Genomic DNA, 13170 nt, shown 5'->3' on the forward strand with positions numbered 1-13170 from the left:
CCCGGTCCGCGGTTCAGTCGCCGACGGGAGCGCGCTCGGTGGACGTCCGTACGTCGATCTCCCGCCAGAACCCGGCCCGGATGGCGTACCGGTCGTGCTCGTCGATCTGGTCGTCCTTGTGCGCGAGCAGACCGAAGCGGGCGGCGTAGCGCAGCAGCTCGCCGTCGACGCGGTGCGGGATCCGGGGGTACATCGACGACAGTTTCTGAAGGTGCGCCTGGTCGCCCAGCCGCTCCACCCAGCGCCGGGCGAAGACCTGTCCCACCTCGTACGAGTCGCCGCCGACGGTCGTGATGTCCTCCTCCCGGTCCGCCCACCGCTGCTCGGCCGTCGTCAGCTGGGCGAGCGTCGGCATGGAGGCGGCCTCGGGGGGCTCGGCGGGCAGGCCCGGCCGGTCCACCCAGCCCCGGTCCGAGGACCAGCGCAGGGTCGCCGTGGAGGGGTGCTGCGCGGGCGGGGTGCCGGGGGCACGCAGGGCGGCGAGGTCCTTGGGGGTGGGCACGCCCTTGGCGGCGGGCACCCGCTCCTCGGTGCCGCCGCGCCCGGCGGCGGCCGGGTGCTGCCGCTGTTCGGCGGGGCCTTCGGCGGCCTGGGTGAGCGTGGACTCGGGCAGCGGCGCGGAGAGGATCGCGGCGATCTCGGGGCGAGGCGCGGGCGGTGGCGCGCAGATGCCGCCGAGTTCCTTGGCGCGCACGGCCTTGGTGATCCACGTACGGTCCAGCACACGCCGCTCGTCGGCCTCGGCGACCAGGTCCTCGGACTGGTTGTAGTCGCCGTCGGCGGCCTGCACCGCCCACAGGTGGACGGCGACGCCGTGCTCCTTGGCGGCCATCATGCCGGGCAGCAGATCGCCGTCGCCGGTGACGAGGACGACGTCGGAGCAGGCGCGGTTGCGGGCCAGCTCGGTCAGCTCGGCGTGCATCGCGGCGTCCACGCCCTTCTGCGCCCAGCGTCCGTCGCTGCGGGTGAGCGCGCCGAGCCGGACCGTGACCCGGGGCATCACGCGCAGCCGGCGGTGCTCGGGCTGCGGTACGCGGTCGGGCGCGCCGTCGAACCAGTAGATGCGGAGCAGGGGCCGCTCCGTGTCGGACTCGGCCTGTTCACGCAGCCCCTGCACAAGGGCGGTGTGGTCGACGGTGATCCGCGACCGCGACGGCTCCCCGGCGAGGAGACTGGCCGCGGCGCCCAGCAGATACCCGGCGTCCACCAGGACGATGCAGCGGTCCACGCGATCCACCCTCTTTCCGGGAGGTTGCTTCGGGGTGTGCTTCGGGATGTGCTTCGAGTCTGCCCGACACGGCCGGGGTTAACGGCCCGAACTCGATCTTCGGCGTGGCGTTTCGGGCGCCCGCGCCCCGACGCCCCGTGTTACATACGGTAATTATCCAACATGCGTTCATTGTCGGCCTATGTGAATCTGGTCCCGGCCCTGGCCCCTAGATCCCCCACAGGAGGCTGATCACCATGGCCAAGAACCGCAAGCAGGACCGCAGCCGGCAGAAGGCGTCCGTGGCCGCGAACGGCCCGCAGGAGACGGAGCACTCCGCGTCGGAGCCGCAGCCCGAGCATCATGCCCCCGGGCCGCAGACAAGTCCGACTGCCATGGCCCGCAAGGGACGTCAGAAGCGCTTCGGCCACAACTGAGTCCGCCCCATGGGCTGTTGAACAAAGCGCGGTAATCGACGAGGGGGCGTACCCGATGCGCACGGGTACGCCCCTCGTTCATGTCAGCCGGCCAGGCAGGACGGGCCGAGCAGGACCTTCAGATCGCCGAACAGCGCCGGATCCGGCTTGACCCGGTGCCGGTCCAGGCGCAGCACCGTCGTCTTGCTCGGCCCCTGGAGCTTGATGCGGACCTCGCTGTCGCCCTTGTGGTGGCTGAGGATCTCGCCGAGGCGGCTGACCATGGGCGGGGTCACCTTCAGTGCCGGGATGGTGAGGATCACCGGTGCGTTGCTCCCCGCGTTCGACAGGTCGGGGATCATCAGCTCCATCGCCACCAGGCGCGGCACGTCCTCCCGCTTGTCGAGGCGACCCTTGACGAACACCACGGCGTCCTCGACGAGTTGGGTCGACACCAGCTGGTAGGTCGCCGGGAAGAACATGCACTCGATGGAGCCCGCCAGGTCCTCGACGGTGGCGATCGCCCAGGCGTTGCCCTGCTTGGTCATCTTGCGCTGGAGGCCGGAGATGATGCCGCCGATGGTGACGACCGCGCCGTCGGCGTGCTCGCCGCCGGTGAGCTGGGAGATACCCGCGTCCGCCTTGTCCGCGAGCACGTGCTCCAGGCCGAACAGCGGGTGGTCGGAGACATAGAGGCCGAGCATCTCCCGCTCCTGGGCGAGCAGATACGTCTTGTCCCACTCGTCGGCGGAGAACTCCACGTCGAGACCGAAGCCGGGCTCGCCACTGGTCTCCTCCCCCATCCCGCCGAAGAGGTCGAACTGGCCCTCGGCCTCCTTGCGCTTGACCGCGACCACGTTGTCGATCATCGGCTCGTACTGCGCGGTGAGGCCCTTGCGGCTGTGCCCCATCTCGTCGAAGGCGCCGGCCTTGATCAGCGACTCCGTGGTGCGCTTGTTGCAGACCACCGCCTCGACCTTGTCGAGGTAGTCGGGGAACGAGGCGTACTTCCCCTTGGCCTTGCGGGACTTGATGATGGACTCGACGACGTTGGTGCCGACGTTGCGCACGGCGGACAGGCCGAAGAGGATCACGTCGTCGCCCTGCGCGGCGAAGTTCGACTGGGACTCGTTGACGTTGGGCGGGAGCACCCGGATGCCCATGCGGCGGCACTCGTTGAGGTAGACCGCCGACTTGTCCTTGTCGTCCTTGACGGAGGTCAGCAGGCCGGCCATGTACTCGGCGGGGTGGTTGGCCTTCAGATAGGCGGTCCAGTACGACACCAGGCCGTACGCGGCGGAGTGGGCCTTGTTGAACGCGTAGCCGGCGAAGGGGACCAGCACGTCCCACAGGGCCTGGATGGCCTCGTCGCTGAAGCCCTTCTTGCGGGCGCCGCCCTGGAAGATGGTGAAGTTCTTCGCCAGCTCCTCGGGCTTCTTCTTGCCCATCACACGCCGCAGCACGTCGGCCTCGCCGAGCGAGTAGCCGGCGACGATCTGGGCGGCCTTCTGCACCTGCTCCTGGTAGACGATCAGGCCGTAGGTGACGTCCAGGACCTCCTTGAGCGGCTCCTCCAGCTCCGGGTGGATGGGCGTGATCTCCTGCTGGCCGTTCTTGCGCAGCGCGTAGTTGGTGTGGGAGTTCATGCCCATCGGGCCCGGGCGGTACAGGGCCGAGACGGCGGAGATGTCCTCGAAGTTGTCCGGCTTCATCAGACGCAGCAGGGAGCGCATCGGGCCGCCGTCGAACTGGAAGACGCCGAGGGTGTCGCCGCGCTGGAGCAGTTCGAAGGTCTTGGGGTCGTCCAGCTCCAGGCTGAGGAGATCGATGTCGATCCCCTTGTTGGACTTCACCATCTTCACGGCGTCGTCCATGATCGTCAGGTTGCGCAGGCCCAGGAAGTCCATCTTCAGCAGGCCGAGCGACTCGCAGCTCGGGTAGTCCCACTGCGTGATGGTCACGCCGTCGGTGTGCCTCACCCAGACCGGGACGTGCTCGGTGATGGTCTCGCTGGACATGATCACGCCGGCCGCGTGCACGCCCATCTGCCGCACCAGGCCCTCCACACCGCGCGCGGTGTCGATGACCTTCTTCACGTCCGGCTCGTTCTCGTACATCGAGCGGACCTCGCCCGCCTCCGAGTAGCGGGGGTGCTCGGAGTCGGTGATGCCGGACAGCGGGATGCCCTTGCCGAGGACGTCGGCGGGCATGGCCTTGGTGATGCGGTCGCCCATCGCGTACGGGTAACCCAGTACGCGCGCGGAGTCCTTGATCGCGTTCTTGGCCTTGATGGTGCCGTAGGTGCCGATCATGGCGACCTTGTCGGCGCCGTACTTCTCGGTCACGTACCGGATCACCTCGACGCGCCGACGCTCGTCGAAGTCGATGTCGACGTCGGGCATCGAGATGCGCTCGGGGTTGAGGAACCGCTCGAAGATCAGACCGTGCGGGATCGGGTCGAGGTCGGTGATGCCGAGCGCGTAGGCGACGATCGAGCCGGCCGCGGAGCCTCGGCCGGGGCCGACCGCGATGCCGTTGTTCTTGGCCCACATGATGAAGTCGGCGACCACGAGGAAGTAGCCCGGGAACCCCATCTGGATGATGACGTCCATCTCGTACGCGACCTGCTTCTGGCGGTCGTCGGGGATGCCGCCGGGGAAGCGGCGCTCCATGCCGCGGTGGACCTCCTCCTTGAACCAGGTGACCTCGGTGTAGCCCTCGGGGATGTCGAACTTGGGCATGAGGTCGCGCTTCTCGAACATGCCGGTGGTGTCGACCATCTCGGCGACCAGGAGCGTGTTGGCACAGCCCTCCTGCCAGGCGTCCGAGGAGTCGATGGCGTACATCTCCTCGGTGGACTTCAGGTAGTAGCCGGTGCCGTCGAACTTGAAGCGGTCGGGGTCGGAGAGGTTCTTGCCGGTCTGGATGCACAGCAGGGCGTCGTGGGCGCCGGCCTCGTGCGCGTAGGTGTAGTGCGAGTCGTTGGTGACCAGGGGCGGGATGCCGAGCTTCTTGCCGATCTCCAGCAGGCCGTCGCGGACCTTGCGCTCGATGTCGATGCCGTGGTCCATCAGCTCCAGGAAGTAGCGGTCCTTGCCGAAGATGTCCTGGTAGTCGGCGGCGGCCTTCAGGGCCTCGTCGAAGTGGCCGAGGCGCAGCCGGGTCTGGACCTCGCCGGAGGGGCAGCCGGTGGAGGCGACGATGCCCTCGGACCACTGGGCGATCGTCTCCTTGTCCATCCGGGGCCACTTCTGGAGCCAGCCCTCGGCGTAGGCGTCCGAGGAGAGGCGGAAGATGTTGTGCAGGCCGGTCCTGTTCACCGCCCACATCGTCTTGTGGGTGTAACCGCCGGAACCGGAGATGTCGTCCCGCTTCTGGTGCGGCTGACCCCATAGGATCTTGCGCTTGTTGCGCCGGGACTCAGGGGCGACATACGCCTCGATCCCGATGATCGGGGTGACTCCGGCCTTCTTCGCGGAGTGGAAGAAGTCGTACGCCCCGTGGAGGTTGCCGTGGTCGGACATGGCGATGTGCGTCATGCCCATCTCGTTGCAGGCGTTGAACATGTCCTTCAGCCGCGCGGCACCGTCCAGCAGCGAGTACTGGGTGTGGACGTGCAGGTGCGTGAACGGCGGCTTCGACACGGTTCGGCCTCCATGGACAACATAGACGACGTGCTGCGGACAGTCCGGGGGACAGCGTCGAAGTCTATGCCCCGGCACTGACACGCGGCCGCGTTTGCGCCGTACCTTCAGGCGGGTCAGCACGGGCACTCCACCGCACCGCCGGACGTTGGTGTGGTGGAACGCCCGAGCCGGACCCACTCCACTCGTCATGCACCACCTGCACCAGGAGGCACTCCGCGATGTCGGTCCCCCAGCTCAGCGACGAGCAGCGCGGCAAGGAGATCATCGCCGTCCTCGACACCGCCTTCGGCGAGCTCCTGGCCGACGATCCGGCCGCGTACGGCATGAGGCTGCGGAGGATGGCGGCCTCGGCCCTCGCGTTCCACCGGGGCACGGCCTGTCTCTTCCACCACGACCTGGACGCCGACCGGCGCGGCGGACCCTACCTGGACGACCGCACCTCGCGCGTGTGGATCCACGGCGACCTGCACACGGAGAGCTTCGGCACCTACATGGACGCCGACGGCCGGCTGGTCTTCAGCGCCACCGGCTTCGACGAGGCCTACGTCGGCCCCTTCACCTGGGACCTCAAACGGTTCGCCGCCTCCCTCGCCCTCGTCGGGTACGCCAAGGCGCTCAGTGACGACCGGATCACCGAGCTGGTGACGCTCTACGCGACCGCCTACCGCGACCGGATCCACGCCCTGGCCACCGGCGCCAAGAGCGACGAGGTGCCGCCCTTCACGCTGGACACCGCCGACGGCCCCCTTCTGGACACGCTGCGTGACGCCCGTTCGCTGACCCGTGCCGGGCTGCTGGAGTCGATGACCGAGATCCGCGACTTCGAGCGCCGCTTCGCGCCCGGCGGTGGCGCGGTCGAGCTGGACGCCGCCACCCGCTACAAGGTCCTCGCGGCCTTCGACGGCTATCTGGAGACCCTGCCGGAGGCGTCGCTGGCCCGCCCGGAGTCCTACCGCGTCAAGGACGTCGTCGGCCGCCACGGGATCGACCCGGCGGGACTGTCCTACGACATCCTCCTGGAGGGCCACAGCGACGCCCTGGAGCACGACGTGGTGATCTCCATCCAGCGGGCCGGGACCGCGGCGGCCGCCCGGCACATCACGGACCAGGCGATCCACGACCACTTCCGGCACGAGGGCCACCGCACGGTGGTCTGCCGGCGCGCCCTCCAGGCGCACACCGACCCGTGGCTGGGCTGGACCGAGCTGGACGGCGCGGGCCGGCTGGTCACCGAGGTCTCGCCGTACGCCGTGGACCTGGACTGGGACCACATCGACGACCCGGAGGAGATCGCGCAGGTGGTCGCCGACCTGGGCCGGGCCACGGCCGCCATGCACGCGGCGGCGGACGACACCTCGGGCGAGTCGCTGGTGCCGTTCTCCACCGAGCGGGCCATCGACGCGGCGATCGCGGGCGACGAGGAGGGCTTCGCGCCGCTGCTCGTCGACTTCGCGCACGCCTACGGCGCACGCGCGCGTGACGACCACCGCATCTTCGTGGACCTGCTCCGCAACGGAGGGATTCCGGGTCTGTGACGGATGGGCCGCACACAGGAACCCTTTAGGGATCCCTTACCGGCCCGCATGACAGACTCTTGTCTCGCTATGGACATATCCGGGACCAAACTCAGAGCCGTGCGCGCGGCGCTGTTCACGGCCGTGGTCGTGACGCTCAGCACCGCGTCGCACGTGCTGCTGTCACGGGTCCCGCTGCCGCTGAACACGGTGGCCGCGGTCGCGGCCGCCGTGTTTCTGCTCTCCTACGCCCTCGCTGGCCGCGAGCGCGGCTTCGGGCGGATCGCCGCCCTGCTGGTCCCGCTGGAGCTGGCCGCCGACACCGTCTTCACTACCGGGCAGCACCTCTGCTACGGCCCCGCGGGCGGCCCGGTCGCCGGGCCCCTGCGCTCGGTCGGCTTCGACGTGCTGTGCGGCGGGCACACCGACGTCGGCACCCCGCTGGCCCAGATGACCGGCACCGACACCGGCCGGCTGACCGCCCTGCTCGCACACGCCGACCCGGCCACGGCCTGGCTGCTGCTGGCCGCGCACATCGGCGTCGGCCTGGTCGCGGCCGGCTGGCTGCGCCGCGGCGAGCGGGCACTCGCCCAACTGCTGTACGCGGTGGCCGCCACGACCTTCCGGCCGCTGCTGCTCGCGGTGGCGGCGGTCACGGTACGCGGCACCCGCTCGGTGGGCCGGCCGGCGCGTCCCGCGCCGCGGATCGCCGCACTACGCGCCCGCATCCTCGTGCACTCCCTGGGACGGCGCGGACCGCCGTGCCCGGACGCCCTCGCTCTTGTCTGAGCGACACCCCTGGGCGCCCCCGAGCACGACCAGTCCTCCACTCTCACCCCGCGCACGAGAGCTGCGCGTCCCACAGGAGAACACCATCATGAGCAAGCGGAACAGCCAGTCGGCGAAGACGGCGGCCCGGGAGCGGCTGCGCGCCGAGCGCGAGCGCGACGCCAAGCGGGCCAAGGTCAAGCGGCAGATAACCGTGGCCGCCGCGGTCGTGGTCGTGCTGGCGGCGGCCGGCGGTATCGGCTATGCCGTCGTCCAGGCCAACAAGCCCAGCCACTGGGAGGCCGTGAAGGACGAGAAGATCGTCGCCCCGGCCAACACCACCGGCACCGACGGCACGACCGTGGTCATCGGCAAGAGCTCGGCCCAGAAGACCCTCAAGATCTACGAGGACCCGCGCTGCCCGATCTGCGGCCAGTTCGAGGAGACCGTCGGCGCGACCGTCAAGAAGGACGTCGACGACGGCAAGTTCAAGCTCCAGTACATCGGCGGCACCTTCATCGACAACCACGACAACGGCGAGGGCTCCAAGAACTCGATGAGCGCCATGGGCGCCGCGCTCAACGTCAGCCCTGAGGCGTTCCTCGAGTACAAGGCCGCTCTGTACTCGAAGAAGTGGCACCCGGAGGAGACCGACGACAAGTTCAAGAGCGACGACTACCTCATCAAGGTGGCGGACACCGTGCCGGCCCTGAAGGGCAACGCATCGTTCCGCAACGACGTCAAGAGCGGCAAGTACGACGCCTGGGCGGTCGCGATGTCGAAGACCTTCGACAACAACAAGGACGGTGTGGACGGCACCCCGAGCCTGGTCATGGACGGCAAGAAGGTGACCATGCCCGGCACCCAGAACCCGCCGATGACGGTGGACGAGTTCAACGCGGCGGTGGACGCGGCCCTCAAGGGCTGATCCCCGGGCGGGCGGCACCGCCGCCGCCGCCCTGAATCCCGTGCGAAGAGCGGGCGAACCTTTTCCGGTTCGCCCGCTCTTCGCACTTACCGGTCTGATCGCCCGTGACCAGTCGACAGAGCCACCCCGAGAGCGCCGACTCACCCGTCGCGCGCCGCCGTACGTTCGTCAAGGCCGCGGCGGCAGGCGCCGTGCTGGCGGGCCCGCTCGCCGCCGCGCTGCCCGCACGCGCCGCCACCGGTTCGCCCCCCTTCCTGCACGGCGTCGCCTCCGGCGATCCTCCCCCACTGCCTTGAGGGCGTGGGGGGACCCCCACCGGACGGCATCCTGCTGTGGACCCGGGTGACCCCCGTCCCCGAGGCGGCACCCGGCTCCGGGCTCGGCCCGGACACCGAGGTGCGCTGGGCGGTGGCCAGGGACAAGGGGTTCACCGACGTCGTCGCCGAGGGCTCGACCACCGCGACGGCCGCCTCCGACCACACCGTCAAGGCCGACGTCCGGGGGCTGCGCCCGGCCACCGACTACTGGTTCCGCTTCTCGGCCGGGGGCACCGACTCCCCCATCGCCCGCACCCGCACCGCGCCCGCCGCCGACGCCGCCGTCGCCAACCTGCGCTTCGGCGTGGTCTCCTGCGCCAACTGGGAGGCCGGCCACTTCGCGGCCCACCGCCACCTCGCGGCCCGTAGCGACCTCGACGCCTGGCTGCACCTCGGCGACTACATCTACGAGTACGAGTCCGGGGAGTTCGCGGCCCGCGGCAAGGTGGTGCGGCCGCACGTCCCCGCGCACGAGATCCTCACCCTCGCCGACTACCGCACCCGGCACGCGACGTACAAGACCGACCCCGATCTGCGGGCGCTGCACCACAGCGCCCCGGTCATCGCCATCTGGGACGACCACGAGTTCGCGGACAACGCCTGGTCGGGCGGCGCGGTCAACCACACCGAGGGCGCCGAGGGGACCTGGACCGCCCGCGCGGCGGCCGCCCGGCAGGCCTACTTCGAGTGGATGCCGGTGCGTACGGCGGTCGAGGGCACCACCTACCGGCGGCTGCGCTTCGGCAAGCTGGCCGATCTGTCCCTGCTGGACCTGCGTTCCTTCCGCTCGCAGCAGGCCGCCACGGGCAGCGGCTCGGTCGACAATCCGGACCGCACGATCACCGGCCGCGCCCAACTCGACTGGCTCAAGACCGGGTTGAAGACGTCGAACACCACCTGGCGGCTGGTCGGCAACTCGGTGATGATCGCGCCGTTCGCCATCGGCGCGCTCTCCGCGGACCTGCTGAGGCCGCTGGCCGAGCTGCTCGGGCTGCCGCGGGAGGGCCTGGCCGTCAACACCGACCAGTGGGACGGCTACACCGACGACCGCCGCGAACTGCTGGCCCATCTGCGCGCGAACGCCATCCGCAACACCGTCTTCCTGACCGGCGACATCCACATGGCGTGGGCCAACGACGTCCCGGTGGACGCCGGAACGTACCCGCTGTCGGCGTCCGCCGCCACGGAGTTCGTGGTCACCTCGGTGACTTCCGACAACCTCGACGACTTCGTCAAGGTTCCCGAGGGCACGGTCTCGGCGATCGCCGCACCGGTGATCCGCGCCGCCAACCGGCATGTCCACTGGGTCGACACCGACCGCCACGGCTACGGCGTGCTGGACCTGACCGCCGACCGCGCGCAGATGGACTACTACGTGCTGTCCGACCGCACGAGCCCGAACGCGACCTCGGCCTGGACCCGTTCGTACCGCACACGCAGCGGCACGCAGAAGGTCGAGCGTGCCTACGACCCGGTCTGAGCCCTGGTCGGCAGCCCTGGCCGGCGGCCCTAGGTCCTGTCGTCACATTCCCGTCATTGCCCGAAGGGCGGCTCCGCGGCGTCTGGTGCGTGCTCTCGGCGTGCCGGGCGGAAGTCCTCGTACTGGACGTACTTGGGCTTTCGCCCGGTGTGGCGAGAGTGCGTGCCAGGCGTCGCGGGGCAGGCGGGAATGTGACGACAGGGCCTAGTCGGCATCGAGCTCCGCGAGGAAGCCGAGCGCCACCCGCCAGGTGGCCTCGGCGGCCCCTTCGTCGTAGTCCGGCAGGTCGGGGTCGGTGTACAGGTGACCGGCCCCGGCGTAGCGGTAGACCTCCACGTCGGCGCCGGTCCGGCCCATCTGGAGGTACCAGGCGCTCAGCCAGTCGTCCGGCTCGAACGGGTCGGGCTCGGCCACGTGCAGCTGGACGGGCAGGCCCTCGGCGCTCGCGTTCGGCGCGATGTCCGAGGTGCCGTGCAGCAGGAGCAGTCCGCGGGCCTTGTCGTCGCCGAGGGCGAGCGTCTGCGCGGTGGCGGCCCCGAACGAGAACCCGGCGTAGACCAGGCCCCGCTCCGAGTAGGGCGCCGCGGCCAGCACGGCCCGCTTGAGCAGCTCGTCCTTGCCGATCGATTCCTGGCAGGCCCTGCCCTCCTCGACGGTGTCGAACGTACGGCCCTCGAAGAGATCCGGCGTCCACACCTCGTGCCCGGCGGCACGCAGCCGGTCCGCGGCCTGGCGCACCGCGGGTCTGAGGCCGTAGGTCGAGTGGAAGAGCACGATGTTCATGGGCCCATGGTGCCAGCCGGGCAGGACGGCGTCGGCCCACCGCGGTGCGCGTCCGCACGAAGAGAGTCTCGTCACACCACCCCCCGCCCTACCTGCGATCTTCACGTCCACACATGTTCACACCGCGCGTCGCGGGTTAGGTTCGCAGGCATGGAGAACGTACTCCGCCCTCTGATCGTTGTCGGCGGCTCGGTCGTCCTCACACTGGTCATCGGCTGGGCCATCGACCTGCTGCTGCGCAAGGCCGACGAACGGCACCACGACAAACCGTTGTGGGGCCTGCTGCGCCGTGCCCGCGTCCCCTACCAGCTCGTGCTGTGCGCCGCCCTGCTGCGCGGCTCCTACGACCAGGCCCAGCTGCTGGAGCAGCACCGGGTCGGCGTCGGACGGACGCTGACCCTGGTGCTGATCGGCTCGGCGGCCTGGCTGGTGATCCGGATCGCGGGGGCCATCGTCGAGACCTCGTACACGCACTACGCGAACGCCCGGGCGCACCGGGATCCGGCCCGGGTGCGGCGGGTGCGCACCCAGGTCGAGCTGATCATGCGGGTGGTCACGGCGGTGGTCATCGTGGTGGCAGCGGCCTCGATGCTGCTGACCTTCCCGGCGATGCGCGCGGCCGGTGCCTCGCTGCTGGCCTCGGCCGGCCTCCTCGGCATCGTCGCCGGTGTCGCCGCGCAGTCCACGCTGAGCAACATGTTCGCGGGGCTGCAGATCGCCTTCGGCGACATGGTGCGGATCGGCGACACCGTGGTCGTCAACGGCGAGTGGGGCTCGGTCGAGGAGATCACGCTGACCTTCCTGACGGTACGGACCTGGGACGAGCGCCGGATCACCATGCCGGTGTCGTACTTCACGTCCAACCCGTTCGAGAACTGGTCGCGCGGCACCCCGCAGATGACCGGCACCGTCTTCTTCCACCTCGACCACCGCGCGCCGATGGACGCGATGCGCGAGAAGCTGCGCGACATCCTGCGCGAGTGCCCGGCCTGGGACGGCCGCACCTACAACCTGGTGGTGACGGACACGACGCCGACGACGATGCAGGTACGGGCGCTGGTGACGGCGAAGGACGCCAACGACATCTGGACGGTACGGGTCGTGGTCCGCGAGCAGATGCTCCGCTGGCTCTCCGAACACCACCCCTACGCCCTCCCCCGCGTCACCACGGCCCACGCCACACCCCACGACGGCACGCCCCACCCCACCTTCAACAATTCCCAAACAGCCTCCGGCTGACCTCCCGGCCCGCGCAGACCGGGTGGGCCGGTCCGGCGTCCGGGTCGCGTGCTCCCCCGGGGCCGTGGCCGTACCGCGGGCTCAGTGGCCGCGTTCTGCGCCGCCGTTCACCTGGATGATCTGGGAGGTGATGTGGGCGGCGGACGGGGAGGCGAGCCAGTGGAGGGTGGCCGCGACGTCGCCCGGTGTGCCGGGGCGGCCGGTGGAGGTCTCGGCGATGAGCCGTTCGCGGCGGGCGTCGTCCATCGCGTCGCCGAAGAAGTCGGTGTCCTCGACGTACCCGGGCGCGACCAGGTTCACCGTGATCCCGCGAGGGCCCAACTGGCGGGCCAGGTCGTGGGCGTAGGGGTGCAGGGCGGCCTTGGATGCGGCGTAGGCGCCGCTGCCCGAACCCCGGTAGGCGGCGATGGAGCTGAGGAACAGCACCCGGCCGCCCGGTTCGGCGAGCCGCTCCTTGAGGGCCTCCGTGAGCAGCACGGCGGTCAGGGTGTTGATCCGGAAGTTGACCAACCAGTTGTCGGCCACGAGGTCGAGCGGATCCTCCCGCTCCACCCGCGGCTCCAGCCGCCCCGACCCTCCGGCGCTGTGGATCAGCACGTCCACCGCCCCGAGCTCGTCGGCCACGAACCGGGCGACCGACCGCACCCCGGCCACGTCGCCCACGTCCGCGGCGAACGTCAGCGCGCCCGGCACCCCGGCCCTGTGCAGCACCTCGCCCCGCCGTCCGAGCAGCAGCACCCGGTCCCCGTCGGCCGCGAAGGTCCGCGCCGCGGCGAGTCCGATCCCCGTTCCGCCCCCGCTGATGACGACGTTGCGACTCATGGTCACGAGCGTACCGAGACGGCACCGGCCGGTCCCGTACGCCGAGCGC

The 13170-nt window shown here is 70.3% G+C and carries 9 protein-coding genes and 1 pseudogene; 6 read left to right on the top strand and 4 right to left on the bottom strand.

Features of this window, described 5'->3' with window-relative positions; genetic code table 11:
• Positions 1 to 13: 13 nt before the first annotated feature.
• Positions 14 to 1228: an NYN domain-containing protein gene (locus ACIQFZ_RS11300; protein ID WP_365778672.1), complete on the bottom strand. Its 1215-nt coding sequence runs from the start codon at positions 1226 to 1228 to the stop codon at positions 14 to 16.
• A 236-nt stretch (positions 1229 to 1464) separates the two neighbouring features.
• Here ACIQFZ_RS11300 and ACIQFZ_RS11305 point away from each other — a divergent pair, with 236 nt between their 5' ends.
• Positions 1465 to 1644, top strand: a complete 180-nt coding sequence (locus tag ACIQFZ_RS11305; protein ID WP_365426965.1) for a hypothetical protein — start codon at positions 1465 to 1467, stop codon at positions 1642 to 1644.
• An 83-nt stretch (positions 1645 to 1727) separates the two neighbouring features.
• Here ACIQFZ_RS11305 and dnaE read toward each other — a convergent pair whose 3' ends face one another.
• Entirely contained in the window at positions 1728 to 5267 is a 3540-nt protein-coding gene (gene dnaE, locus ACIQFZ_RS11310; protein ID WP_365426968.1) for a DNA polymerase III subunit alpha, read from the bottom strand.
• Between the two features lie 221 nt (positions 5268 to 5488).
• Between dnaE and ACIQFZ_RS11315 the strand changes: the two genes are divergently transcribed.
• The 4 genes and pseudogenes from ACIQFZ_RS11315 (at position 5489) to ACIQFZ_RS11330 (ending at position 10277) form a co-directional block, all read left to right on the top strand.
• Entirely contained in the window at positions 5489 to 6805 is a 1317-nt protein-coding gene (locus tag ACIQFZ_RS11315) for a DUF2252 domain-containing protein (protein WP_383056058.1), read from the top strand.
• 69 nt (positions 6806 to 6874) lie between these two features.
• Entirely contained in the window at positions 6875 to 7573 is a 699-nt protein-coding gene (locus tag ACIQFZ_RS11320; RefSeq protein WP_365426974.1) for a hypothetical protein, read from the top strand.
• 88 nt (positions 7574 to 7661) lie between these two features.
• The gene (locus tag ACIQFZ_RS11325; RefSeq protein ID WP_402691114.1) at positions 7662 to 8480 is read left to right on the top strand and encodes a thioredoxin domain-containing protein; all 819 of its coding nucleotides are present in this window, start codon (positions 7662 to 7664) and stop codon (positions 8478 to 8480) included.
• Between the two features lie 104 nt (positions 8481 to 8584).
• Positions 8585 to 10277, top strand: a pseudogene (locus tag ACIQFZ_RS11330) (alkaline phosphatase D family protein).
• Between the two features lie 204 nt (positions 10278 to 10481).
• Here ACIQFZ_RS11330 and ACIQFZ_RS11335 read toward each other — a convergent pair.
• Positions 10482 to 11060, bottom strand: a complete 579-nt coding sequence (locus ACIQFZ_RS11335; protein WP_402691115.1) for a dienelactone hydrolase family protein — start codon at positions 11058 to 11060, stop codon at positions 10482 to 10484.
• Positions 11061 to 11210: 150 nt separating this feature from the next.
• Between ACIQFZ_RS11335 and ACIQFZ_RS11340 the strand changes: the two genes are divergently transcribed.
• On the top strand, positions 11211 to 12299 hold the full coding sequence (locus ACIQFZ_RS11340; protein ID WP_365428362.1) for a mechanosensitive ion channel domain-containing protein: 1089 nt from the start codon (positions 11211 to 11213) through the stop codon (positions 12297 to 12299).
• Between the two features lie 81 nt (positions 12300 to 12380).
• On the opposite strand, the gene ACIQFZ_RS11345 is transcribed toward ACIQFZ_RS11340, so the two are convergent.
• Entirely contained in the window at positions 12381 to 13121 is a 741-nt protein-coding gene (locus ACIQFZ_RS11345; protein WP_365428359.1) for an SDR family oxidoreductase, read from the bottom strand.
• Positions 13122 to 13170 lie beyond the last annotated feature (49 nt).

The sequence above is a fragment of the Streptomyces sp. NPDC093064 genome (assembly GCF_044754605.1).
Taxonomy (GTDB): domain Bacteria; phylum Actinomycetota; class Actinomycetes; order Streptomycetales; family Streptomycetaceae; genus Streptomyces.

Bases quoted from the DNA above. Each gene is read 5' to 3' on its own strand.
- ACIQFZ_RS11325 (WP_402691114.1), top strand. From the start codon at position 7,662: ATGAGCAAGCGGAACAGCCAGTCGGCGAAGACGGCGGCCCGGGAGCGG.
- ACIQFZ_RS11340 (WP_365428362.1), top strand. From the start codon at position 11,211: ATGGAGAACGTACTCCGCCCTCTGATCGTTGTCGGCGGCTCGGTCGTC.
- ACIQFZ_RS11345 (WP_365428359.1), bottom strand. From the start codon at position 13,121: ATGAGTCGCAACGTCGTCATCAGCGGGGGCGGAACGGGGATCGGACTC.
- ACIQFZ_RS11335 (WP_402691115.1), bottom strand. From the start codon at position 11,060: ATGAACATCGTGCTCTTCCACTCGACCTACGGCCTCAGACCCGCGGTG.
- ACIQFZ_RS11320 (WP_365426974.1), top strand. From the start codon at position 6,875: ATGGACATATCCGGGACCAAACTCAGAGCCGTGCGCGCGGCGCTGTTC.
- ACIQFZ_RS11315 (WP_383056058.1), top strand. From the start codon at position 5,489: ATGTCGGTCCCCCAGCTCAGCGACGAGCAGCGCGGCAAGGAGATCATC.
- ACIQFZ_RS11305 (WP_365426965.1), top strand. From the start codon at position 1,465: ATGGCCAAGAACCGCAAGCAGGACCGCAGCCGGCAGAAGGCGTCCGTG.